This is a genomic window from Niabella pedocola (assembly GCF_021044425.1).
GTDB lineage: Bacteria > Bacteroidota > Bacteroidia > Chitinophagales > Chitinophagaceae > Niabella > Niabella pedocola.
In genome coordinates this window covers 49,710-73,622 of the sequence record NZ_JAJNEC010000006.1, presented here as the reverse complement: position 1 = coordinate 73,622, position 23,913 = coordinate 49,710, and the positions used below count along the sequence as shown (strand labels likewise).

Annotated in this window: 15 protein-coding genes; 8 read left to right on the top strand and 7 right to left on the bottom strand. The window is 45.9% G+C overall.

What is annotated here, in order from left to right; all coding sequences use genetic code 11:
- The first annotated feature begins 327 nt into the window (after nucleotides 1–327).
- The 6 genes from LQ567_RS19765 to LQ567_RS19740 all read left to right on the top strand — a co-directional run bounded on the left by LQ567_RS19765 (nucleotide 328) and on the right by LQ567_RS19740 (nucleotide 12,861).
- Nucleotides 328–2,889, top strand: coding sequence for a TonB-dependent receptor (locus tag LQ567_RS19765; protein ID WP_231007436.1), 2,562 nt, complete (start codon nucleotides 328–330; stop codon nucleotides 2,887–2,889).
- A 292-nt stretch (nucleotides 2,890–3,181) separates the two neighbouring features.
- Complete coding sequence (locus LQ567_RS19760) at nucleotides 3,182–4,432, top strand: 6-bladed beta-propeller (protein ID WP_231007435.1); 1,251 nt, start codon at nucleotides 3,182–3,184, stop codon at nucleotides 4,430–4,432.
- Complete coding sequence (locus LQ567_RS19755) at nucleotides 4,429–7,389, top strand: outer membrane beta-barrel protein (RefSeq protein WP_231007433.1); 2,961 nt, start codon at nucleotides 4,429–4,431, stop codon at nucleotides 7,387–7,389. The genes LQ567_RS19760 and LQ567_RS19755 overlap by 4 nt, the downstream gene beginning before the upstream one ends.
- Before the next feature lie 305 nt (nucleotides 7,390–7,694).
- Nucleotides 7,695–8,918 carry a 6-bladed beta-propeller gene (locus LQ567_RS19750; protein ID WP_231007431.1) on the top strand — a complete coding sequence of 408 codons (1,224 nt, stop codon included), beginning with the start codon at nucleotides 7,695–7,697 and terminating at the stop codon, nucleotides 8,916–8,918.
- A gap of 3 nt (nucleotides 8,919–8,921) precedes the next feature.
- Nucleotides 8,922–11,744, top strand: coding sequence for a TonB-dependent receptor (locus LQ567_RS19745; RefSeq protein WP_231007430.1), 2,823 nt, complete (start codon nucleotides 8,922–8,924; stop codon nucleotides 11,742–11,744).
- Between the two features lie 193 nt (nucleotides 11,745–11,937).
- Entirely contained in the window at nucleotides 11,938–12,861 is a 924-nt protein-coding gene (locus LQ567_RS19740) for a lipid A-modifier LpxR family protein (RefSeq protein ID WP_231007428.1), read from the top strand.
- Nucleotides 12,862–12,930: 69 nt separating this feature from the next.
- Here the strand turns inward: LQ567_RS19740 and prfA are convergent, their stop codons facing one another.
- Nucleotides 12,931–13,995: a peptide chain release factor 1 gene (gene prfA / locus LQ567_RS19735; RefSeq protein WP_231007427.1), complete on the bottom strand. Its 1,065-nt coding sequence runs from the start codon at nucleotides 13,993–13,995 to the stop codon at nucleotides 12,931–12,933.
- Nucleotides 13,996–14,126: 131 nt separating this feature from the next.
- Between prfA and LQ567_RS19730 the strand changes: the two genes are divergently transcribed.
- Nucleotides 14,127–15,269 (top strand): amidohydrolase family protein, encoded by a 1,143-nt coding sequence (locus LQ567_RS19730; RefSeq protein ID WP_231007426.1) that lies wholly within the window; start codon nucleotides 14,127–14,129, stop codon nucleotides 15,267–15,269.
- A 102-nt stretch (nucleotides 15,270–15,371) separates the two neighbouring features.
- Here the strand turns inward: LQ567_RS19730 and LQ567_RS19725 are convergent, their stop codons facing one another.
- A complete protein-coding gene (locus tag LQ567_RS19725) occupies nucleotides 15,372–15,761 on the bottom strand; it encodes a hypothetical protein (RefSeq protein ID WP_231007425.1) in 390 nt (129 codons plus the stop codon).
- A gap of 160 nt (nucleotides 15,762–15,921) precedes the next feature.
- Nucleotides 15,922–16,680: a DNA repair protein RecO gene (gene recO, locus LQ567_RS19720; RefSeq protein ID WP_231007424.1), complete on the bottom strand. Its 759-nt coding sequence runs from the start codon at nucleotides 16,678–16,680 to the stop codon at nucleotides 15,922–15,924.
- A 232-nt stretch (nucleotides 16,681–16,912) separates the two neighbouring features.
- Here recO and LQ567_RS19715 point away from each other — a divergent pair, with 232 nt between their 5' ends.
- Nucleotides 16,913–19,288 carry an efflux RND transporter permease subunit gene (locus LQ567_RS19715; RefSeq protein ID WP_231007423.1) on the top strand — a complete coding sequence of 792 codons (2,376 nt, stop codon included), beginning with the start codon at nucleotides 16,913–16,915 and terminating at the stop codon, nucleotides 19,286–19,288.
- A gap of 27 nt (nucleotides 19,289–19,315) precedes the next feature.
- On the opposite strand, the gene LQ567_RS19710 is transcribed toward LQ567_RS19715, so the two are convergent.
- The 4 genes from LQ567_RS19710 to LQ567_RS19695 form a co-directional block, all read right to left on the bottom strand.
- Nucleotides 19,316–19,549, bottom strand: coding sequence for a hypothetical protein (locus tag LQ567_RS19710; RefSeq protein WP_231007422.1), 234 nt, complete (start codon nucleotides 19,547–19,549; stop codon nucleotides 19,316–19,318).
- Between the two features lie 183 nt (nucleotides 19,550–19,732).
- Entirely contained in the window at nucleotides 19,733–20,302 is a 570-nt protein-coding gene (locus LQ567_RS19705) for an OmpH family outer membrane protein (protein ID WP_231007421.1), read from the bottom strand.
- A 104-nt stretch (nucleotides 20,303–20,406) separates the two neighbouring features.
- Nucleotides 20,407–20,919 carry an OmpH family outer membrane protein gene (locus LQ567_RS19700; RefSeq protein ID WP_231007420.1) on the bottom strand — a complete coding sequence of 171 codons (513 nt, stop codon included), beginning with the start codon at nucleotides 20,917–20,919 and terminating at the stop codon, nucleotides 20,407–20,409.
- Nucleotides 20,920–20,970: 51 nt separating this feature from the next.
- Nucleotides 20,971–23,712, bottom strand: coding sequence for a BamA/OMP85 family outer membrane protein (locus tag LQ567_RS19695; protein ID WP_231007419.1), 2,742 nt, complete (start codon nucleotides 23,710–23,712; stop codon nucleotides 20,971–20,973).
- Nucleotides 23,713–23,913 lie beyond the last annotated feature (201 nt).

Below are 23,913 nucleotides of genomic sequence, written 5' to 3'. Positions count from 1 at the left end.
TCAGCACTTCTGTGCCTCCGTGGCATGCCAGGAGCTACATAAACCTTAGTGCTTCTGCGGCAATACCGGAACCTGCAACAGACGTTCTAAAAAAAATATTACCCTACTTTTTTGGTAGACTAATAATTTCTGTTATTTTTGCCGCCTGAAAATATTTACATGGATACCTTATCACTCTTTTTGTTGAGACACTCCAAAACGTACTGCTGCCCGGCAGCGGGCTCCCGATGTTGTTGTTGAACACCATCCTGATCCATTTTCTCTTTTTTTAACTTTTTTCTCTACAAAATTAGTAGACTAATAAATCGATATATAATGCGCTTTTACATGACTTCATTTAAATTTATTCTTACAGGAGCCGTGATCCTTTTCTCCTTATCGCTGAAAGCACAGCTGGCAGGCCGGGTGATCAACGAGCTTAACGAAGGCATTCCCAATGCCAGCATCCAGGTAAAGGGCAGGGACATCGGAACCACGGCCGATCATAACGGAGTTTTTACCCTGCAGGATATCCCGAAGATCCCATTTACCATTACGGCATCTTCGGTAAACTACGACCCAAAAAATATTGTTGTCAGAAACACTAGCGACTCATTGATCATAAAGCTGGCCGTTACGTATCATTTAGATACAATTGTGGTTACATCCCGCAGAAGAAATGAACTGCTGCAGGAAGTGCCCATTGCCATTTCGGTGATCGGTGGTACCAAGATTGCCGAAGCCGGGGCCTTTAACGTAAACCGGATTAAGGAGATGATTCCCTCACTGCAGTTGTACACGTCCAACCCCCGCAACACCGGGGTGAACATCAGGGGTATCGGATCTCCGTTTGGTTTGACCAACGACGGACTGGACCCGGGTGTTGGATATTATATTGACGGGGTTTATTATGCACGCCCTGCTGCTGCCGTACTCGATTTTATGGATGTAGAACGCATTGAAGTACTGCGCGGACCACAGGGAACTTTATTTGGAAAAAATACGGCTGCGGGAGCCATCAATATCATTTCAAAGAAACCGAGCTTCCATCCGGGAGGTACACTGGAAACCAGTTTTGGTAATCTTGGCTATATCCAGGCAAAAGCATCGATTACCGGTCCTATTACCCGGCACCTTGCAGGAAGGTTGTCCTTCTCCGGAACCCAGCGCAACGGGTTGCTTTACAATGAACGTACCCAGCAGCACGTAAACGATGTCAATAACCTGGGCGTAAGAGGACAGTTGTTGTACAATGTTTCCGACAATACATCGGTTACCTTAAGCGGGGACATTACCTCCCAGAAACCGATTGGATATGCACAGGTAGTGGCCGGTGTGGTAAAAACAGAACGGCCGGCCTACCGGCAGTTTGATGCGATCATCGCCGATTTAAATTACCAGCTTCCCTCCACCAATCCCTTTGACCGGATCATTGATCATGACACTCCCTGGAAATCGAACAATGAGCTGGGCGGTGCATCGCTGAATATCGACAGCAAGATTGGGCCCGGAACATTAACCTCCACCACCGCATGGCGCTACTGGAAATGGGATCCCTCCAACGACCGGGATTTTACCGGACTGGAAGCACTTTCCAAATCGCAGAACCCGGCAGAGCATAAGAACTTTTCCCAGGAACTCCGGTATGCCGGATCGCTCAACGATCGCCTGAGCGGTGTGGTAGGTTTATTCTTTATTGACCAGGATATAAAAATTCATGGAACGGAAGAATCCGGCAAAGACCAGTGGCGGTTTTCACAAAGCTCTACAAGCAATCTCTGGAAAACACCCGGCCTGTTGGATGGTTATGGGATCCGTACCGAATCTTCTATCAAATCCCTAAGCGCAGCCGCATTTGCCAATGTGGATTGGGAATTTATCGACCACTTTCACTTCCTGCCGGGTATCCGTTTAAATTATGACGAGAAAAAAGCGGTGTACGACCGGAAAACATATGGCGGACTGCAAACAGATGATGCCGCTTTAATTGCCTTAAAAAACTCCGTATATGCCAGCCAGTTTTATGAGTCTAACGCAGCAGAGCGCAATTTCACCTACCAGTTCACCCTGGCATATAAACCCTCCAAACGCCTGAATACATTTGCTACGTATGCTACCAGCTTTAAACCGGTGGGGGTAAACGTTGCAGGAATTCCAACGGTTGACGGCAAGCCCGCCACCAACCTGGCAGTGATCCGGCCCGAGTATACCAAGCATGTGGAACTGGGCGTAAAAGCAAACCCTACCAACGATATAACATTAAACCTTACGCTTCACAACTCTGATATCAAAGACTACCAGACAAATGTGCAAAGTGCCGAGTTGGGGGTAAACCGCGGATATATTGCCAACGCCGATAAAGTGAATGTAAAAGGTGTAGAGTTCGACGGAAGTATTCGCGTAAACCAGCATTTTAATTTCAACGGATCAGTAGCCTATACAGATGGGAAGTATGTAAAATTCACCAACGCCCCCCTTCCATTGGAAGAAACCGGTCATACGGAGAACGGCGTACAGGTAGCATTTAAGGATGTTTCAAACAGTCCGCTGCCCGGCATTTCAAAATGGGCCGGCTCCCTGGGTGGTGAATACAGCACTCCTGCAGCGCCCTTTGGAAAAGCCGGACAGTTCTTTGTAGCCCTGGATGGTTTTTACCGCTCCTCGTTCTCATCCAGTGCTTCTCCCTCCAAATACCTGAATATCGACGGCTACACACTGGTAAACGGCCGTATCGGCTACCGGGTGCAAAAGGGATTAACCGCTTATGCATGGGCCCGCAATATTTTTGATAAAAATTATTACGAACAACTGCTGGCTGCGGGCGGAAATGCCGGTCACTATGCCGCAGTACTTGGCGACCAGCGCACATATGGTATTACTTTAAGCTTTACGTTCAACGGAAAGAACTAAATATCCTCAGGCGTACTGAACCTTACTCATCCAATCCGGTGTAACAACCGGGTATACAGAGCAATCAAAAAATGCCCTGCTGTTTTCACAGCGGGGTTTCTTTTGTAATAAGCCGGCCCCGCTCCATTTTTCCGAAAAGGTTCAAATACGAGCATATTTATAAAGGTGTATCGGACTTTGCAGGCATCTTTTTTACAGGTATAAAATAATATGAACACACGTTAAACTCTGCGGGATTTCATTGGTCTAAGATGCGTATTTTTGACAATTATCGCTTTTGACACAATTGACAATGAAAAAACTAATGTTTGTTTGCTGGGCCGTTTGGCTTTGCACATCTGTTGGCGCCCAGGCAAAAACATTGTACCTTGATCCGAGTAAGACCATCGGGGCTCCGGCCTCCCGGGTATTTGAGGAAGTAACATTTATTCCGCTCGAAACAACCCGGAAAAGTACGTTTGGTGCCATCAAACAATTAGTGGTTACAGACTCGCTGTTCATTGTACTCGACGGAGATACCAATGCACTGTATTTTTTTGACCGCCGTGGAAAATTTCTGCACAAATACCGCATCAAGCGTTATAAGATCCGCGATATTCAACTGGACCGGTCGAAAAATGCGTTGCTGATCTTCAGTCTCAATAAAAATTTTAATATTCCCTCCGTTCAGGTACAGGAATACCTGGAATCAGACACCCAAAAAGATATTTCGCGGTTTGCAAAAGCCACCTGGTTTTATCTTGATAATGTAACTGCCGCCAAAACCGAAGATCTTAAGAACTTCCGGTATGCCTTTACCAACCCGGTACGTTTTGACAAAGACAAATTTGCCGCCAGCTTTATCAAAGCCAAAAGAACGGCCCGGGACACGCTCGACTACCAGTTAAAGATCATCGATCAATCAGCCGTATTACAGAACTATTTTCCTTACAATAAAAAAACCGAATCGGTTTATTATTACTCCGGCGCCTCCCAGTGCAGCATCATTCCCACACAAAATGACTCCGTATTGTTTGTGACCCGCCCTTTTCAATACGAGATCTATACCCTTACTCCTTCTGCCATTACAGAAAGTTATAAGCTGATGCTGCCCATGGACAATGCCGTTCCTGCCTCCTTCTTTAATGCTGACTTTTCCAGTCGCGGCGAAATGGACACCTATAAAATGGAACATCCCTCCTATGCACACAAAATTGAGAATGTGATCCGTTTTAAAAACCTGATGTTCTTTGACCTGAACCTGTTCAAGGGCTATAACCGCTACCTGTTCGATAACAAGACCAACCTGATCTACGACTACAATAAAATCTCTTCCGATAGCAGCAGCTACTTTTTACCGGTTTCAGGGGTTATAAAAAGTTTTGACGAAGCACATATTTACCTCTCTCTTTCCGCAAAGAGCATGTTTAATGCAAAAAAATCGTCAGAATACAGAAATCCTCAATATGACGATGTACTGACCCGCTTTTTTGCCACACGAAAAGAAACAGACAACCCCGTATTGATCCAGTTAAAACCCAAAGAAGACTTAACGACAAAATGAAGCGACCCATTCTGATTATCCTGCTGCTCCTGCCCATTTTGTCATTTGCACAGACCAGCGGCAGCGTAAAAGGGCTTGTTGCGGACTCCGTGCATGATTACGGCCTGCAGTCTGCAACGGTTACCGTATATAAAAAGACAGATTCAACCCTTGTTAATTACCAGGTGACCAATAACCAGGGAGAGTTTAATATCGGAGAGTTGCCTTTCCGTACACCACTCCTTGTTTCCATTACATACTCCGGGTACAATGATTTTTCAAAAGAGGTATACCTGGATTCCCTAAAAAAAGATTTTGACTTCAAAAAAATAGGACTTTCCAGGGACACTTCCCGGCAGATGGAGGAAGTGGTGGTAAAATCGGTGGTCCCCGTACGCATGAACGGAGATACCCTGGAAATAAACCCGGATGCTTTTAAACTGGATTCTTCTGCGGTAGTGGAAGACATGTTGCTGCGTGTACCCGGTGTAACCATGTGGAGCGATGGCACCATTACGGTAAACGGTAAAAAGATCAGTAATGTATTTGTAGACGGCAAGCCCTTTTTTGGAGGCGGGCCCGAAATTGCTACCCAGAACCTACCCAAAACCGCTATTGAAAAGATACAGGTATACCAGGAAAAAGACTATAGCAAACAGGAGCTCACCAATACCGAAATGGACTCCACCTTTACCATGAATATCAAAATGAAGCCGGAAAAAAGGAAAGGCTTCTTTGGAAAGGTCGGTGCAGGGCTGGGCACAGATGATCATTATGAAGGCGACCTGACCATGCAGGGTTATAATAAAAAAACAAAACTGGCAATTGCCGGTAATCTTAATAATACCAATAAAACCATTCAGAATGTACGGGAGGCGATTGAAAATAACACCTTCCGCTCCTATAACCGCAGGAACTTCGGCGCGCCGAACGCCAATGCGGCGGGGCTCAATACCGTGCATTATTTTGGTGCTTATCTACAGCATAATTTTGACGAAAGCACCAATTCCCGGTTTAATAACTCCATTGACGGCGAATATAATTTAAGAGATTCCAAAAATAACCAGCTCACCAACAGTACCACTATTCAGAACCTTACCGATTATACGCTTACCAATATTACCGAACGGCGCAGCAACGGAAGTTCTCTGAACCAGTCGGTAGACGCCGGTTATGAAAACAGGAAGCAGGCAACTGCTTTTTCAACAAAGGCCAATTATACCTGGAACAATTCCCAGTCTTCGAACGAAGGACTCACCACCGCCTATCGTAACGACACGCAGATGGCCAGCCAGCGCCGTAACAGTACGGCCGCTACTTCACATTCTAACAGTTTTAACCTGAACGGCTATTTCAATAACAACGACTATGACGAAGGCATCAATAAAAAAAGTTTCTCGACCAACTTTTCTGTAACCTCCAATAACAGCGAAAGCAACAGTACCCAGATCAGCCGGTTTGAATCGTTCCTTGACAGCATCTATACACAAAATACCGACCGGAAATATCACAATGAAAACTCCAACTTTACCACCAATATCGGGTTAAATTATAACGGTCTTCGCTCCCTGTTGTTTGGTAATTACAATTTCTGGAACATCAATATCGGCTTGCGGAATAATTTCCGCTACAACAAATCGGACCTGAATGCTGATGTATTGGAGCTGGACAGCGTTACCAATACCTACCGGATCAATGAGGCGCTTACCAATGTCAATTCCGTTGTCAATATCGAAGACCGGCCGGGCATCAGTTTCTTCAAAACCATCAGCAGGGTACTTTCAGACCGGCATTATAAAAGCATTTCTTTCCGTACAGACCTGCAAAACCAATTCCTTTACCAGCGAAATACGTCTACCCTCAGTTACCGGAACCTGGAGCGTTCATTCCATTTCTTTACGCCCGCTTCATCCATTTACTATAATTACAACCGGTTTAATAAGTACAACCTGAATATCGGCGTTACGCACAGCAGCTCTGCCAACGCGCCTACCATCGACCAGTTGTACCCCATCGTTGATAACATCAACAAGTATAATATTGTGGTGGGCAATCCCGATCTGAAATCACCCCTGAGCAACAATTTTAATTTTAATGCCAACTATAATACCCAACGGTTTAACGAAAAAACTACGTATACCGTAGGCCTGAACCTGGGATACAACACCTTTAAAAATGGTATTTCCGATAGCAGTATCTTTGGTAACAACGGTTCCCGCACCTCCTATTTGCTGAACATTAACGGGCGACGCTCATTTAACGGTAATTTAAATGCCAGCGCCTCTTTCCGCATCAACAATAAGAATATGATGCAGGTACGGTACAACGGCAGCATGGGTGGCTCACACGCCCCGCAATATATAAAAACGCCGGCAGACCAGGTAGCCCAGTTGATCTATACCCAAACCCGGAGCCAGAATCATGGATTTAATCTTTTCTACAGCCTTACCGACCTTTTCAATATTTCGCTGGGAGAAAACATTACCTCTAACAACAGCCAGCAGATCGGTACCGGCAAAGCAGCACTGAAGGCAACCACCTACGGAACCACGGCCCGCTTTACACTGCTGGTGCCTAAAAATTTTACGTTAAGCAGCAATGTCAATTACCTGAACAATATCTCCGCCAAAGACCAGTCGGAAAAAGCCACCATATGGAACGCTTATGCTACCTGGCGCTTTATGAAAATGAAACAGGCCGAGGTGAAACTGTCTGTATTCGACATTCTCCGGCAGAACAGGAATATTTCGAACTTTGCCAATGACAACAATACCACCGGAACTACGATCACCAACGGGATCCAGCAGTTTTACATGCTCACCCTTTCCTACTTTCCCCGGCAGTTTGGCGGAAGAGCCAGCAAATCCGGACGCTCCGGAGGACGCCGCAGCGAGGCCGGTGAACAACGGCAGCGCCCGCAACAGCAATACCGCCAGCAAGGCGGCGGAGGCATGCAGCGAAGGGGCGGAAGGAATTAAATTTCCATATCACCAAACATCCAACTTACGCAGCGTGATATAAACGGGTATGAAACACAGCGGTCAATATGGCGCTACTACCCTTTTGTGTTGTCAGATGGATGACTACCTGCCGGCATCGTTGTTTGCAGCAATCGAATCACAACTGTTAACCCGCCAACAAAAGCAGCACAGGAACCAGTGATTCCGAAGGCCGGTCACGGCTTTTGACCCCAGCCTTTTTTTACCGGCGTAGAAGTCGGATGCAAGCTTTCCCAAAATATTAACAGTTAACCCATTAAATTTGAAAAACTAAATTCAAACGCTTGAGACACTGTTTACTGCTGCCTTTACTGCTTTGCTTATGTTACCAGATCGAGGCACAACCTCAGAAAATATATTTAAATCCAAAATCACCGGCCACAGAGAACCAGTCGCACTTTGTAGACAGTCTGCGTTTCCTGACACTGGAAGCCAAAGACGGAATCATCATCGGGCAATGGGACAACCTGGAAATTACTGCTTCCTATTTTTTAATTACCCAATACACGAACAGTGCTATATTTCTTTATGACAGACAGGGGCGTTTTGTAAAAAAGATCAGTTACAAAAAGCTGGGAGACGATTTTTATCCGCGCTACGATAAAAAAACAGAAGAGCTGTCTTTTTATGGAGCCAACAAAAATTATTCGCTTACCCCCAAGGACCGGATCAAAATTGAACTCAATTTCAGCAACCGGCGGAACCGGAAATATTATAAAAAATATATTATCGATTTAAAGGACCCCAAGCTGGAATTGAAAAAAACTGTTCCCACAGAATATGACGTCAATAATATGGCCCCCTTGTATGGCGATTATTATTATCGTTCAAAAGTAGCCACCAGCAAGCTTTATAAAGACAGCACAGGATACGAACTGAAAGTTTACAGGAACGGAAAGCTGGTAAAACAGTACTTTCCCTATAACCAGATCAATGCGCCAAAATACCTGTATGATGAAGGCTACATAGCGGCCTTTGAATCCCAGGATACCGGCACCAGGTTTATCACAAGGCCTTACTGTGATACCATTTATAAGATAACCCGTGACAGCTTATATCCTGCTTTTCAAATGGTGATGCCATTAGAAAACGCACTGCCCTCCAGTTTTTTTAACACCCCTTTTAAGAACAAGGCCGAATGGGATAATTTCCGCCAAAACAACAACTGGATGTTCCGCCAGATCTATCAATTTATAGAAACGCCGGCCTATTATTTTTTTATAGCAGGATTTCTGTACAATTCCGGGGTGTATATGTACGACCGGAAAAGGCAGATCGCTTATCAGAATTCCAAAATCAAAGCAGACAGCACTACTTTTAATATAAATGTTTTATCGGGTTATAATATGCTGCATAAAGACCGTGTTTTTTATAAGCTTTTATCACCGGATGCGATCCGTGAATCGTATAAACCGGTTACCGGTAAAACGCCCCCCGAAGCTATCGACGCCATTATCAACAAAAAATCAAACGCAGCGGTCATTGCTGTGTTTACATTGAAAAACTAACACATGAGGCTGATCCTTATCACTACTTTCCTGCTGCTGACCGGCATGGCCGCAATTGGTCAAACCGGTAAAATAACGGGGCTGGTTACTGACTCTGTGAGCCATACACCGCTGGAGTCTGCCACGGTAACTGTTTTCCGGAAAGACTCCGGCATGGTATCTTATAAACTCACCGATAAGAACGGAAATTATTTGCTTGAAAACCTGCCCGTCTCCGATACGCTGTTGCTGGATATCAGTTATGTTGGATACCGCAGCTACCGGCAACCATTGCAACTCAGCCGTTCCAAAACAGATACGATCAATGCATCACTTGCCATCGGTTTTGATGAAAAAGATAATGTTACCGTAACGGCTATGATCCCCGTAAAAATGGAGGGTGATACGCTGGTCATTAACCCCGCAGCATTTAAAATGAAACCGGACGCCGTTGCAGAAGAATTACTAACCCAGGTACCGGGGGTAGTGGTTTGGTCGGATGGGTCCATTACCGTAAACGGAAGACAGGTAAAGAATCTGCTGGTAGACGGAAAACAGTTTATGGGTTCATCCGATCCAAAAATCGCTACTCAAAACCTGCCCAAAACCGCCATCGATAAAATTCAATTGTACCAGGAGTATGACCGGTCCAAGATCGGGCAACAGAAAACGGCGCAGGACTCGGTGCTTACCATGAATATTAAATTAAAAGAAGAAAGCAAAAAAGGGTATTTCGGCAAACTGACAGCCGGCTATGGTACCGGCGACCATTACGAGGGAAACCTCTCTTACCAGGTATATGATAAAAAAAGAAGCCTGGGCATCGGAGGGGGTATCAATAACATCAATAAAAATATCGGGAACCTGCAGGAGCTGTTCCAGAATAGTACCTACAGGACGTATAATCCCAACCTGGATTACGTGGGGCAATTCGGCTCCAACGGATTGAACCGGAACCATTCAATAGGGGCCGTGTATACACAGGACTTAAATAAGATCAGTAACTCCCGGCAAAATAACCGCATTACGTTTAACTATAATCAATCCGGAACGAACGCCTATATCACCAATTTAAATTTACAGAACCGTACAGCGCTGGATAACCCCCAGTTTATTAAAGATGAAGGCGTTCAAAACAACTCCGGAAATAAACATATTTTTGGAGTAGATTATTCGAAAACAAGCAGCTATAATGACCGGCTGCAGGTAAACGGAAATGCTGAGCTGAACCAGGACCACGGTAACTCCAAACAATTTACAGAAGTAAAAGACCCTAAGGGTGTGCTGCAAAGTACCAATAATGTACAAACCGTTTCTTCGGGCCGGTCAAACAAGGAAAGCCTGAGTTTTATCTATGGAAAATCCGACTGGGAGTACCCACTCCGGAATATCAATTTCAATATAGATGGTAACCATTACGGTTCGGCAACCGAAAGAGATGTTACCAGCCGCTTTCAATCCCTCACCGAAGCCGGAAAAGACACCGCTTATAACCGCCATTATAAAAATGACAACGACGGACTGAACATTACAGGAACCATTGATTACGGAGGCTTTAAACGGCTGTTGCTGGGCCGGTATAATCTTTGGGGCATTGATCTCAAATTATCCCAATGGTTCAACTATAATAAACAGGTAAATAATTCCCTTGTTTCAGATTTCGACAGCACGACACAGCAGCTGGTTGTTAACAACCGGCTTACCAATTCCAATACCAAAGAGTTACTGGAATACACCCCTTACCTCTCGGCCACCAAAAGTTTTAATAAATGGAACGAGCAAATGTCCCGGTGGATCAATATCAGCGCCAGCATTTTTGATGACCTGAAGGCCGAAAAAAATCATTCATCAATTGCAGAGCGGAATCTCAACCGGTCGTTCCAGTTCCTCCGGTATGAAGGGAATATTAATTACAGTTATTCCAAGCGAAATAAATACCGGTCTTATTCGAACCTGAGCTACAAGAAAAATTTTGAGTTTGCATCCATCGATCAGCTGTATACGATCACCGATGATATTAATGCCTATACCATACGATATGGTAATCCATATCTTAAGAACCGGATCAACCATATGCTGTCCATGTATGCCAGCTTCAATACCGAAAATCAAAAATCGCCTTATTCTTTTAACGGAGACCTCAATGGTGGTTACCGGAAAACCCTGGACCCGGTAACGGACAGTATCATCAACGACAATTCCGGAAAACGGTTCTATTATTACACCAACGCGGATAAAAGCTTTAATACCAATTTTAATTACCACATCAATATCTCCCGCAAACTGGGAAAAAGCACATTGCAATTAATGTACAACGGGTCGCAGAACTATTCGGTATTACCCAATTATATAGACGGCGTGTACACCAATAGCCGGAACAATTCCGTAAGCAATAACTTCAACCTGCAATTCTCGCTGCGGTCCATACTGGTGCTGACCGTTGGTGAATCCTTTCAAAGTTACAAATCGAAGCAAACTGCCAATGGGCTCTCTTCCTTCAGAAATACCGGGTCTACTACAAAGTTTGGAGCCACGCTGAATTTACCGAAAAGCTTTACATTCAGCAGCACGTTTAACATTACCGATAACAGCGGGCTGGAGAAAACCATGCTCTTATGGAATGCTTTTGCCACCTACCGGTTCATGAAGCAGCAGGCGGAGTGTAAATTTTCTGCAATGGATATTTTAAAACGCTATCAAAACATCAGCAATAATGTAAACATTGATGGTACCACTACCCGTATCACCAACGGTTTACAACAGTACTTCCTGCTTACTTTTTCGTATTACCCACGAAAATTTGGCAAAAAGGAATTGAAACAAAAGAAAGCCGAGCAGGTGTGGTAACCGACCGCAGGAGCCGGAAACACCGGAATACCTATGCACATCGATTTAGGTTGTTGAGACAAGAGGGACGTTTTTCCGTAGTCTGAGCTTACAATCAGCCGGAGCAGGAGCTGCCATTCCTGTAAAAATCTGCCGCAGCGTTCTGTTAAATGAAAAACTGTGTATATATTTGATTTGTTTATTCGATCACATAATGGCCTGCTTACTCAGAACGGCGTTTCTAATTTTTATTATCCTTTTTTCCGTACCGGCAACTGCGCAAACCCAGCGCCAGGTTACCATTATTTCCGAAAATGACGGGTATATTTCCGTTAATAATGACGGCTATTATACCAATGGGTTAAAGTTCTCCTACCAGTGGAGGCGTGTGCCTGCCGAAACGCGCCGCGAAAAAATCAATACTTTTCAACTGGGCCAGCTGATTTACACTTCGCAGTTTGCGGGTGAAGCTGCCCTCGACCGGCCGATTACCGGCTACCTGTATGCCGATTTTCATCAATCCGTTTTTAATAAAAAGCAAGACCTGCTGAAATGGGGCGTCGGTTTTGGCCTGATCGGTCCACCGGCTTTCGGAAAGGAAATGCAGGAGCGGGTGCACCAGGTAATGCAGATCTATAAACCTAAGAACTGGGACAAACAATTACGTGCCGACTGGGGGTTGATTGCAGACGCTTCCTGGTCGCCACAGCTTAAAAAAGACCGCAACAGTTCTTTGCTGGAAATGAAGCCGCTGCTTTCGGTAACAGCAGGCAATTTCTTTACCCATGCCACGCTGGGATCTGCCTTCTTACTGGGCAGGTCCAATCTTAATAACGCTACGGTATTTTGGGATCATCATAAAGGAACCACGAAGGCCGACCGGGAATATTTTGCATACGTATTTCCTGCTGTTTCCTTTAAAGCCTATGATGCCACGGTACAGGGAGGATTATTTAAAAAAGGCCCCGAGCCTATTGAAGGCCGGCTGAATCCGGTGTTTTTCCAGACCCGCATGGGTGTTATGTATTCCGGCAATAAACTGTCCCTTGGGGCAGCAGCCGTTTACGAAAGTAAACAATCGCTTACACAAGGTTCCAGTCAGTGGTACGGCAGTTTACAGGTTGGGTTTATGTGGTAAGTGGTAAAATCCAAAATCTAAACCTCAAACTCTAAATCCCAAATGTCAGGTCTCCAATGCTGATGGGGCTTATTCCTGCTTAGCCAGTTTTTCGGAGTTTTCAGCAAACTGCAGCTGGTCAATAAATTCCTGGATCTCCCCATTCATAAATGCATCCAGGTTATAAGACGTAAGATTGATGCGGTGGTCTGTAACCCTTCCCTGCGGATAGTTATAGGTACGGATCTTGGCGCTCCGGTCTCCGGAACTCACCAGGCTTTTCCGGTGCCGGGAGATTTCTTCTTCCTGTTTACGCACCTGCTCTTCATAGAGTTTGGTACGCAGCATCTGCATGGCTTTTTCCCGGTTGCCCAGCTGGGTACGCTCCGTTTGGCAGATCACCACGGTACCGGTGGGAAGATGCGTTAGCATTACTTTGGTTTCCACCTTATTTACGTTCTGTCCGCCAGCCCCGCCGCTTCGGGCGGTTTCCATCTTCACATCGCTTTCCCGCAATTCAAAATCAATTTCCTCGGCTTCCGGCATTACCGCCACCGTTGCGGCAGAAGTATGTACCCGTCCCTGTGTTTCCGTATCGGGAACCCGCTGTACCCGGTGCACGCCGCTTTCAAATTTGAGGGTACCATACACATCATCACCGGTTACCTCCAGTTGTACCTCCTTATATCCGCCCACTGTTCCTTCGCTTTCGCTGAGTACCGCCGTTTTAAATCCATGCCTTTCGCAATATTTTATATACATCCGCAACAGGTCGCCCGCAAAAAGGCTGGCTTCATCCCCACCCGTACCGGCACGTATTTCCATAATTACGTCTTTTTCATCCTGCGGATCCTTTGGAATTAACAACTGACGGATATTTGCCTCCATTTGCTCCTTCCGGTCTTCCAGGCCCGTTACTTCCTCTTTTGCCAGCTCCCGCAGCTCCTCATCATCTCCGTTCAACGCTTCTTTGTTAAACTCCAGGTCGTCCAGCAGTTTTTTATAATCAGTATATGCGGTAACAATCTTTTCCAGGCTCCGGTACTCTTTACTGGTTGCTGCAAACTTTTTATTATTTCCCACAATTTCCGGGTTCGTAAGCGCAATGCCCAGCTGGTCGTACTTTGCCTTTATGGCTTCCAGTTTATCTAACATCAAAAATTTATTTTAGATCAAGGGCGCAAAGGTAAACAGATTTGAGGATTCAGATTCGAGAATTGAGCATTCAGATCCCAGATTTGAGATTTGCGACGCAGTAAATACCGCCGGGTATCTATCTTTGAACCATGTACAGAAAGATAAAACCGGCGCAATTATTTGATGGATACCAGTTGTTTGAAGATAAAGTACTCGTTTTAAGCGATACAGGCACCGTTATCGACATTATCGAAGCGGGGGATGCCGGTGAAGAGGTACAGGTGCTGGAAGGCATACTCAGCCCGGGTTTTATCAACTGCCACTGCCATCTGGAGCTCAGTCATATGAAAGGCATCATCGACGAACACACAGGGTTATTAAAATTTGTAAATCAGATTGTTAGCCAAAGATATGCCCAGCCCGAAACCATTCCCGCCGCTATTGAAAAAGCGGAAGCGGAAATGGTGCGCAACGGCATTGTGGCGGTGGGTGATATCTGTAATACCACCGATACCCTTTTTCAAAAAGAGAAGGGTATCCTGTATTATCACAATTTCGTGGAGGTGATCGGCTTTGAGCCGGCACAGGCACAACAGCATTTCGACACTTATAAAACCATTTATAATGCGTATTGTGAACGGTTTCCTCCGAAGCAGGTATCCTTAACCCCCCATGCTCCGTATTCGGTAGCCACACCCTTATGGAAACTGCTGGCCGCATTTCCCGGCAATGGCTTATTAAGCATCCATAACCAGGAAACTGAAGACGAAACCGAATGGTTCGTGAACGGTACCGGAGGTTTTAAGGCCCTGTATGAGCGGCTCCAGTTAAAAGAAGCACCCGTTGTTCCCCAGGGAAGGACTAGTATTCAAACCTATGGTGAGTACCTGCCGCAGAAGCAGCAGCTGCTATTCATCCACAATGTATTTACCACATTAGAAGATATCCGGTATGCGCAGGGCCGTTTCCCGGAAGCGTCCTGGTGTCTTTGTGCCAACGCCAATTATTATATTACCAACCGGCTACCGGATATCCCTATGTTGCAGGAAACGGGCGTACGGCTGGTACTGGGTACAGATAGCCTCGCTTCTAATTATAGCCTGAGCATCTGGGACGAGATCCTCCGCATCCAAAAACATTACCCGCAGATACCGGTGGAAAAAATGCTGTCCTGGGCAACCATCAACGGTGCCAAAGCCCTGCAGATCCAGAACCGTTACGGAAGCTTTGAAAAAGGCAAAGAACCGGGCGTTATCCAGATCCTGGATCATACCATCAACCGGCTTTATTAGCCTTATCAAAAAAGGGATATCTGCCTTTTGCAATGCGGTCAAAAACGCAGGCTCATCGGGATACCGGAACACAGGTCCGGCAAGTCCAGGCCTGCTTTTACCTTACCGGATATTCCCGATCGAGTTCTTTACCGTATCATGCCTTGTTTTCAAAGCGGAGACTTTTATGGCAACGGTTTTCCGGTCCAGTACCACTACTGTGTTCCCTTCAGCAAACACACGGCCGGCCAGTCTGGATGAAATATCGGTTTCATAAATGCCATCTCCATCCAGGTCTGCCAGCACCACGGCAAGCTCACCGCGGTTGCTGCGCACCGTATTATTGTTCTGAGCGGCGGCGGCCTGCGGCGCATTTTCATCCACAACTGCCATACGGGTATAGTTGCTCCTTGATGCATTTTGGTTAAATGCCCTGGTTTCCTGGCCCCAGGTGCTGCTCAAGATAAAAAGCCCGGCTACCAGGCCTGCCATATTTTTGATCGGCTGTGTCATAACCATTGTTTTTAGTTGTTCAAGAAATATACCTTCAGATCAACCGGCTGCGTTTTTTGTTACCCGGGTGACGTTACTTATTACTGCCGCAATACACCAATGGCCGTACCGTATCGGATGGGCTGCTTCAATCAACAGGAGGATAGGAGCTGCGAACCGGTCAGCTTAAAATAGCCCGGAGTACCGGCAGGGTCCGCATGCGGCCAAATTCCGGAAGGTGAAGAGAGTAATAGATCTCCATAAGATCCAGGACACGGTTGCGTTTTAGGGAAGAGATGCGGATGCTTTTCAATTCTGCAGGAAGTCTTGCCTGCAACAGTTCCGTAATGAGCAAGGTGGCCTCCCTATCTGCATAATAATGATGTTCGGGAGGTGTTTCCCTGAATTCCCCGCTTTGCAGGTCCAGCAAAAGATGCGGTGAGGTCATCAGTGCTGCCGGAGGTATGCCCGGCGAAAAGCCCAGGATACTACACAGGTGTACGGCAAAAAAAACCGGAAAATTTGCCGTAACCGTTGCATCTGCCTCATCGAGCGCCAGCAGGCTGTCTTCCAGGAACCCAAACAGGTCTTCATTGGCCTCGGGTTGCCGGAGTGTTTTATGCAGCAGTTCAATCATAAACAACGCCACCCCGTTTTTTATCACATCGCTGAACAGTTGCCGGTAGATGCGGGAAAATTTAAATTCCCGTACCCGGTTCAATGTTTTTAATTCATTGTGATAAACCACCATGTCCAGAAGTGCTGCCGGTTGAAAGAACACCGCTTTATTACCGCTTCTTTTTCCCCCGGACCGCACGCCATTGATGAGGTAGGATTGCAGGCCCAGTTTATCGGTGTAGAGGGTAGCAATGACGCTCGTTTCGCCATATTTAGCGGTTTTCAGTACAATGCCCTTTGTTTTATGTAGAATATCTGCCAAAATTTGTACGCATCATTTTACCCGCGTGCAAGGTAGGTTTTTTTGTAAATAACGGGTATTTACCGCTCATTGGTTAGTTTTGCAGTACATGAGAACGAATCAACAGCGCATTATCTTTTCAAATTCCGGCACCGCCGTATACCTTTTGGCCTTTTTTGATTGATAAACGGCATCCTGTGAACGCCCTGTTTTTTGTTTCTTTGCAACTCATTTTTAAAGTATATCAACATTTATGTGGAAGCAATCCGGCCGCTTTATTCTTAAATACAGGTTCCTATTGTTATGTGTACTGGCAGTTATTACGGCCTTTTCCGGCTTTTGGGCCAGTAAGGTGGGATTGAGTTACGAGTTTTCAAAGGCCATACCCACCAATCATCCTGTAAACATTGCCTACCAGGAGTTTAAGAAAAAATATGGGGAGGATGGCAACCTGCTGGTAGTGGGCATCCAGACACCGGAATTATTTTCTGAAAAAACGTTCAATGCGTATCTCCAGCTTCAGACCGGTTTAAAAAAGGTTCCGGGTGTAGAAGATGTGATCAGCGTACCTACCGCCATTAACCTGGTAAAGGATTCAGCCACCGAAAAACTGGTTGTAAAAAAAATATTCCCCGATGGCCCGTTAACCCAGGCGGGGATCGACACCGGCGCCGCGGTTTTTAAACGCCTGCCCTTTTACCAGGGCTTATTATACAACCCTGCAACCCACGCCTACCTGATGGGATTGCGGATGAACAAACAGGTGATCAACTCGGCAAAACGGGATGCGGCCATTGCGGCTGTAAAGGCACAAACAGCCGTTTTTATGCAAAGTACCGGCATTGATGTAAAACTAAGCGGATTGCCCTATATCCGCACCGTACTGGCTGCCCGTATTGCCCACGAAATGCAGTACTTCCTGGTAGCCTCCCTCCTGTTATCGGCAATCATCCTGCTGCTCTTCTTCCGTTCCTTCAGTTCCATGTTGCTTTCGCTTTCCGTGGTTATCATCGGCGTATTATTCAGCCTGGGCACCATGCATCTGCTGGGCTACAGCATTACCCTTTTAACGGCCCTGATACCACCCCTGATCGTTGTGATTGGTATTCCCAACTGTATTTATTTTCTCAATAAGTTCCACACCAGCTGGAATAAGCTTACAGAAGGACTCAGCGATGAGGAAATCCGCAGCCGCAAAAACGAACTGAAAAGAAAGGCGATCGAAAACATGGTGGCCAAAATGGGCATCGTAACCTTGTTTTGCAACCTGGCGGCAGCGGTTGGCTTCGCCGTATTTGCGCTTACAAAAAGTGAAATCCTGCAGGAGTTTGGTGTGGTGGCCGGTATCAACATTATGCTGCTTTTCTTTATTTCACTGGTGCTGATCCCCGCGGTATTGAGTTTTCTGCCGGTACCAAAATCAAAACATACCCGTTACCTGTTCAATCCCCGGCTCAACCGCTGGCTGCAGCGCCTGGAACGCTGGTCCATTAATCACCGGAAGCTGGTATATGCGGTAACAGTAATAGTAATCGGGCTTACAGCCATTGGTATTTTCAAGTTGAAAAGCAATGCCCATATGGTAGATGATGTTCCCCATAATGATAAAATATATACCGACCTGAAATTCTTTGAATCCAATTTCAAAGGCGTGATGCCCCTGGAGATACTGGTGGATACAAAGAAAAAATTTGGTGTTACCCGCAACTTTAACAACCTGGTGCGGATCGACTCGCTGGCCCAGTACCTGGCATCCAAACCCGAAATCGCCCGTCCGCTAAGCATTACAGAAGGACTGAAGTTTGCCAAACAGGCGTTCTATGAGGGAGATCCGGTGAACTATTCCATGCCCTCAGAATTTGATCTTCCAGGGCTTGCGCAATACCTGAATATGGGCCGGGATTCCGGTGCCACGCAGGCATCTTCGTTCACCAAGCTGCTTTCCAGCTTTATGGATAGTACCCGTCAGGAGGCCCGCATTAGTGTGAATATGGCCGACGTAGGATCGCATCGCTTACCCGAATTAATGAACGATATCCAAACGCGCATTAACCAGTTATTTCCCAAAGAGGATTACGAGGTGAAATTAACGGGCACTTCCATCACCTTCCTTGCAGGCGGGCAATTCATTATCGACGGACTTAAAGAAAGCATTTTATGGGCCTTCCTGCTGATTGCCCTTTGCATGCTCTACCTGTTTAAATCCCTGCGCATTCTTGTTTGCTCGCTGATCCCCAATGTAATTCCGCTGGTGATCACCGCAGGCATCATGGGTTGGGCCGGGGTTCCGTTAAAACCCAGCACGGTGCTGATCTTTAGCGTGGCTCTTGGAATTGCAATTGATATCACCATCCGCTTCCTGGTCAACTATAAACAGGAACTTCCCCGCTACAATGGAGATGTGGCCGCTACCGTGGTGCAAACCATTCACAGCACGGGTATCAGTATCCTGTATACTTCGATGGTACTGATTGCCGGTTTTGTTATTTTCTGTTTCAGCAATTTCGGCGGCACCCAGGCCCTGGGATGGCTTACTTCACTTACGCTGGTTACCGCTACGTTTACCAACCTGATCTTACTTCCGGCATTGCTGATCAGCTTTTCAAAGAAAAAAGAAAGCGGTAAATAGGGCGATCCAGGACCTTCCGGGTGAACCTTACGCGACCAGCCACCCCTTATAATCAAAAATTTTGTAATCAGATAACTTGATTACAGATTGTTTGATGACAATTTTTGTACGCACCAGTTCCGGTTTTAATGGTGTGAAGGCAAGCTTCACCGGTGTTCCTTGAAGACGGGAAACCGAGCTGCCAGGATATATGCTGAAATAGCCGCAGCCATCGGGCGGCATGAAGCTTAAGTATAAACACCTGCCTGTCTTCAACTGCATTGCACACTGCCGTTTGAGATTGCAGCTTCCGGAAACCGGATATTTATTTTAGCTGTAGTCATCAACCGGCTGGTAACGACCATTGAGCCATTCCGCTTTTGAAATCTCCTTTGGAAAATACTCCAAATAAAAAAGCGACGCTGGTAAACCAGCATCGCTTTATATAATAATTTTTATACGCTCTTATTTCTTTGGTGCCGGGGTGGTACCACCTGCAGCAGGTGCTGCTCCACCAGCTGCCGGAGCCTGGTTTACTTTAATTCCCAGTTTTTGTGCAACCGGTAAAGACAGGTTATCCGCCTGAGGTGCGTCAAAAATCACCTCATCATGCAACACATACGTATATCCTTTTTCCTTTGCATAAGCACGTACCGCGTCGGTTACTTTCTTAAACAGCGGCTGAAAAAGTTCGGCCTGTTTTCCCTGGATCATTTGCTGGGCATACTGTTGCCAGTTAGCCGCCTGCATTTGTAACTGACCCAGTTTTTCTTCTGCCATTTTCTTGATAGACGCTGAAGTTTTAGGATCTTTTATCAGGGAATCCTTTTCTTTAATCTCTTCGCTGAGTCTTGTATATTCTCCGCCAACTGAATCCTGAGCCCATTTTTCCAGCTTTTGCTGAGTGGCCTGAGCTTCGGGCAATGCGCCTACCAGCCCTTGTATATCAACGTAACCGATTTTTTGAGCGGAAGCTGTAGTTGCACCCATCACAACCATTCCCAATGCCAGGGCAAGAAATTTTATTCGTTTCATTTAATTTTTTTTGTTTGTCCGCTCCCGCTGAAGCAGGGCCGGACGGTTTTTAAGTTTATTGTTTTTTTTATGTCTGAATTGTTTCAGAAGTGTTGACGGATTGTTTATTTTACCGAAAGTAATTTCAATACTTCATCACTTTTGTCCAATTTCGGGTCGGCAAATATAATGGATTTCCCCTCACTTTTATCCAAAACCAGGTCATATCCCTTTTCGATCACCAGCTTTTGAACCGCCCGGTTTACCTTCTCCTGCAGGGGGTTCATCAGCTCCTGTCGCTTTTTAAACAGATCTCCTTCAAAACCAAAGCGTTTCTTTTGAAGATCACGCAGTTCCCGCTCTTTTTTAAAAAGATCATCTTCTTTTTTTCTCCGGGCATCAGCGCTTAACATGCTTTGCTGGGAATCGTACTCATCGTATGCTTTATCTAAAACCTCCTGTTTCAGGTCGATTTCTTTTTGCCAGGTGGCCGCTGTATTGCTAACGGCTGTCTGTACCTGCTTGTACTCCGGCATTTTATCAAATATATAACGGGTATCGATGATGATATACTTTTGAGCCATGGCAGCAGATGCTGTAAAGAACAGGCCCAGGGCCAGCGCAACGAGTTGTTTCATATACAAATTGGTTTTTCTATACTTACTAGATGCAAAATGCAGCGAAAAGGTTTACTCAGGCTCAAATCCGAGCATAAAGGTAAACTTGCCGGCATTTTTCAAGCCCTGCCCCGGCACCAACCGGTCAAGACCGATACCATAATCAAACCCAAGCAGTCCGAACATTGGCAGGTAAAAACGCATACCTAAGCCCACACTGCGGCGCAGTTTGAATGGATTGTATTCCTTATAATCGTGCCAGCCGTTGGCTGCTTCAAAGAAGGCAAGCCCATAAATGGTACTTCCCGGGTTGGTTACCAGCGGGTAACGCAGTTCTGCCTGGTATTTGTTAAAAATAATGAACATGTTACGGGTATCGCCACCGCTGCCGTTATCCGGGTTTACGGTAGGATCCGAGCTGTTGTAAACAGGATAACCCCGCTGGGCGATGATATCAAAACCAGTTAAAGAATAGGTATTACTCATACCGGCATCTCCCAGCTGGAAGCGTTCGAACGGAGAGTAATTCAGGTTTTTGTTATACCGGCCCATAAAACCGTATTTGGCGGCCAGCTTCAGTACAAACTGACGGTTCTTATCTTCTCCCTTGGGACGTCCCAACGGCACATACCATTGTGCGCCAAAACGCCATTTGTGATATTCCACATTTTTATACTGGGCAGAATCGGCCATCGCCACCGAAGATTTGAAAGCAGAGTACGGCGGTGTAGCCTGAACACTGGCGGTGATTTCGCTACCGCTTCTGGGGAATATCGGATCTGATACCGACGAACGGCTCAGGCTCAATTTGAAGCTCAGGTTATTGGATACCCCGTCATTAAAGGGAAGCCCGTACTGGTATCCCATTTTCCGCACTTTATACCGGGTATAGGCCACGGTATAACCAATGGTGAAGTAGTCATCCGGCCATTTCAATACCTTACCCAATCCTACGCTGATCCCGTTTACGGTCAGCGAAGTATCTCTTGAGAACCGGTATCCGCCGGTGCTGTAAGGATCATAGAAAGAGGCGTTATATTTTGTGTTATTATAACCCAAGGTCAGCGAGGTCCGTTTTTTACCTCCCAGCCAGGGCTCGGTAAAGGAGAAGTTGTAAGACCGGTACACCCTTCCGTTTGACTGTACGCGCAGGCTCAGCTTCTGGCCATCACCTACCGGCAACGGATCCCAGGCTTCTTTTTTCCAGATATTCCGGATCGAAAAATTGTTAAAAGTAACCCCCAATGTTCCGGTAAGACCAATACCACCGCCCCATCCGGCCGAAAGTTCCAGCTGGTCTGAAGATTTCTCTTTCAGCTTCCAGTTGATATCCACCGTTCCGTCTGCCTGGTTCGGAACCGGCTGCGGGTTGATGGATTCCTGCTCAAAGTAGTTCAGCGTATTCAGCTCGCGTATAGAACGCATCAGGTCCGTACGGCTGAACAGCTCTCCCGGTATGGTGCGCAGTTCCCGGCGTACCACATGATCCTTGGTGCGCTCGTTCCCCATGATCACCACATTTTTGATCCGTGCGATGGGTCCTTCCTGGATACGGATCTCATGATCAATGGTATCGTTATAAATCTTTGTTTCTACCGGCGTTACATTAAAAAACAGGTATCCTTCATCGTTATAAAGCGTGGTAATATCATATACATCCTGGCTGGGTTCCAGGCCCAGCTTTTTATTTAATACGGTGGCATCATAAATATCGCCTTTGTTAATGCCCAGGATGCTGTTCAATACCGTATCGGAGAATTTTGAGTTTCCCTTCCAGGTAACATCCCCAAAGTAGTATTTATGCCCTTCATTTACCTTCAGGTCCACATACATCTGGTTATTCTGGATCACCTGCGTATCTGCAATGATCTGGGCATCACGGTATCCTTTGGAGTTAAAATATTTAATTACTTTTTCTTTGTCCTCCGCATATTTCTTATTGTTGAATTTAGAGGAGCTGAAGAATTTGAACCGGAAATACGGGTCCAGTACTTTTAAGGTTTTGGTTCCGGTAAGAAAGCCGTAATCGCCCATGTATTCATTAAAGCTGTATACCTGGCGGGCACCGTAGGGGCTTACATATTTAGAAGGATACAGCGACATCCGGGTGCGCTCCTTGGTGCCCTTCATCTGTTTTTTTAGCTTCAGGGCGTCCACGCTCTCATTACCAAAGAAATTCACCTCATCGATCTTCACTTTTTTGCCTTTATTGATCTTGATCGTCAGGAACGTAGAGTTGGGGTAAACCGGATCTTTTGATTCATCCAGGTTCGTGATGATATCATAGTAGCCTTTATCTTCAAAATAGGTTTTTACCACCTGGTAAATATTCTGGCGAACGCTTTCCGACAGGATGCGCTGCTTTACAAGGCCAATTTTTTTGGTCAGTTCCTCGATCTCGGTTTTCTTAACGCCTTCAAATTTAAAATTTCCGAGCCGGGGGCGCTCGGTAACTGCAATTTCAATACGCACTTTTTCATTATCCACATGGGTCACATACACTTTAACATCTGCAAAAAGCTGTTGTTTCCACAGATTGTGAATGGCCCGCGAAAAAATATCCGATCCCGGGTACATGAACTGCTGTCCTTTCTGGATGCCGGAAACGGATAACACGATGGAAGAGTCGAGGTTGGTAGCTCCTTTTATCTTTATATCGGAAATTACATACTCCCGGGGAGTGGTGGCATTCAAAAATTCCTGCAACCTCGGGTCAACCGAGGTTACGGGTGTAGTGTCTACCTGGGCAAGGGTATGATTTACCGCAAAAGAAAATATGGATAAAATACAAACTTTGTATATAAAAAAACGCATATAAGGGTTAATGTATTACGGTAATCAATTTTTTTTGCAAAGCAGGAAGCCCTTAAAATTCCTTGCCCTGTTACCATCTGTCGCTTTTTCTCCGGCAAAAAGCAGGCAAATGACGGCCTGGCATCCAACACACTTCATTCCCATTGCGGCGGCAAATTAACGGTAAAATTTGGAAACTGTATGTTAAAAAGAGCCAGTATT

Coding starts and splice junctions, on each gene's coding strand:
- LQ567_RS19695 (WP_231007419.1), bottom strand. CDS start 23,712: ATGCGTTTTTTTATATACAAAGTTTGTATTTTATCCATATTTTCTTTT.
- LQ567_RS19755 (WP_231007433.1), top strand. CDS start 4,429: ATGAAGCGACCCATTCTGATTATCCTGCTGCTCCTGCCCATTTTGTCA.
- LQ567_RS19700 (WP_231007420.1), bottom strand. CDS start 20,919: ATGAAACAACTCGTTGCGCTGGCCCTGGGCCTGTTCTTTACAGCATCT.
- LQ567_RS19705 (WP_231007421.1), bottom strand. CDS start 20,302: ATGAAACGAATAAAATTTCTTGCCCTGGCATTGGGAATGGTTGTGATG.
- LQ567_RS19740 (WP_231007428.1), top strand. CDS start 11,938: ATGGCCTGCTTACTCAGAACGGCGTTTCTAATTTTTATTATCCTTTTT.
- LQ567_RS19760 (WP_231007435.1), top strand. CDS start 3,182: ATGAAAAAACTAATGTTTGTTTGCTGGGCCGTTTGGCTTTGCACATCT.
- LQ567_RS19765 (WP_231007436.1), top strand. CDS start 328: ATGACTTCATTTAAATTTATTCTTACAGGAGCCGTGATCCTTTTCTCC.
- LQ567_RS19730 (WP_231007426.1), top strand. CDS start 14,127: ATGTACAGAAAGATAAAACCGGCGCAATTATTTGATGGATACCAGTTG.
- LQ567_RS19710 (WP_231007422.1), bottom strand. CDS start 19,549: ATGCAGTTGAAGACAGGCAGGTGTTTATACTTAAGCTTCATGCCGCCC.
- LQ567_RS19715 (WP_231007423.1), top strand. CDS start 16,913: ATGTGGAAGCAATCCGGCCGCTTTATTCTTAAATACAGGTTCCTATTG.
- prfA (WP_231007427.1), bottom strand. CDS start 13,995: ATGTTAGATAAACTGGAAGCCATAAAGGCAAAGTACGACCAGCTGGGC.
- LQ567_RS19725 (WP_231007425.1), bottom strand. CDS start 15,761: ATGACACAGCCGATCAAAAATATGGCAGGCCTGGTAGCCGGGCTTTTT.
- LQ567_RS19745 (WP_231007430.1), top strand. CDS start 8,922: ATGAGGCTGATCCTTATCACTACTTTCCTGCTGCTGACCGGCATGGCC.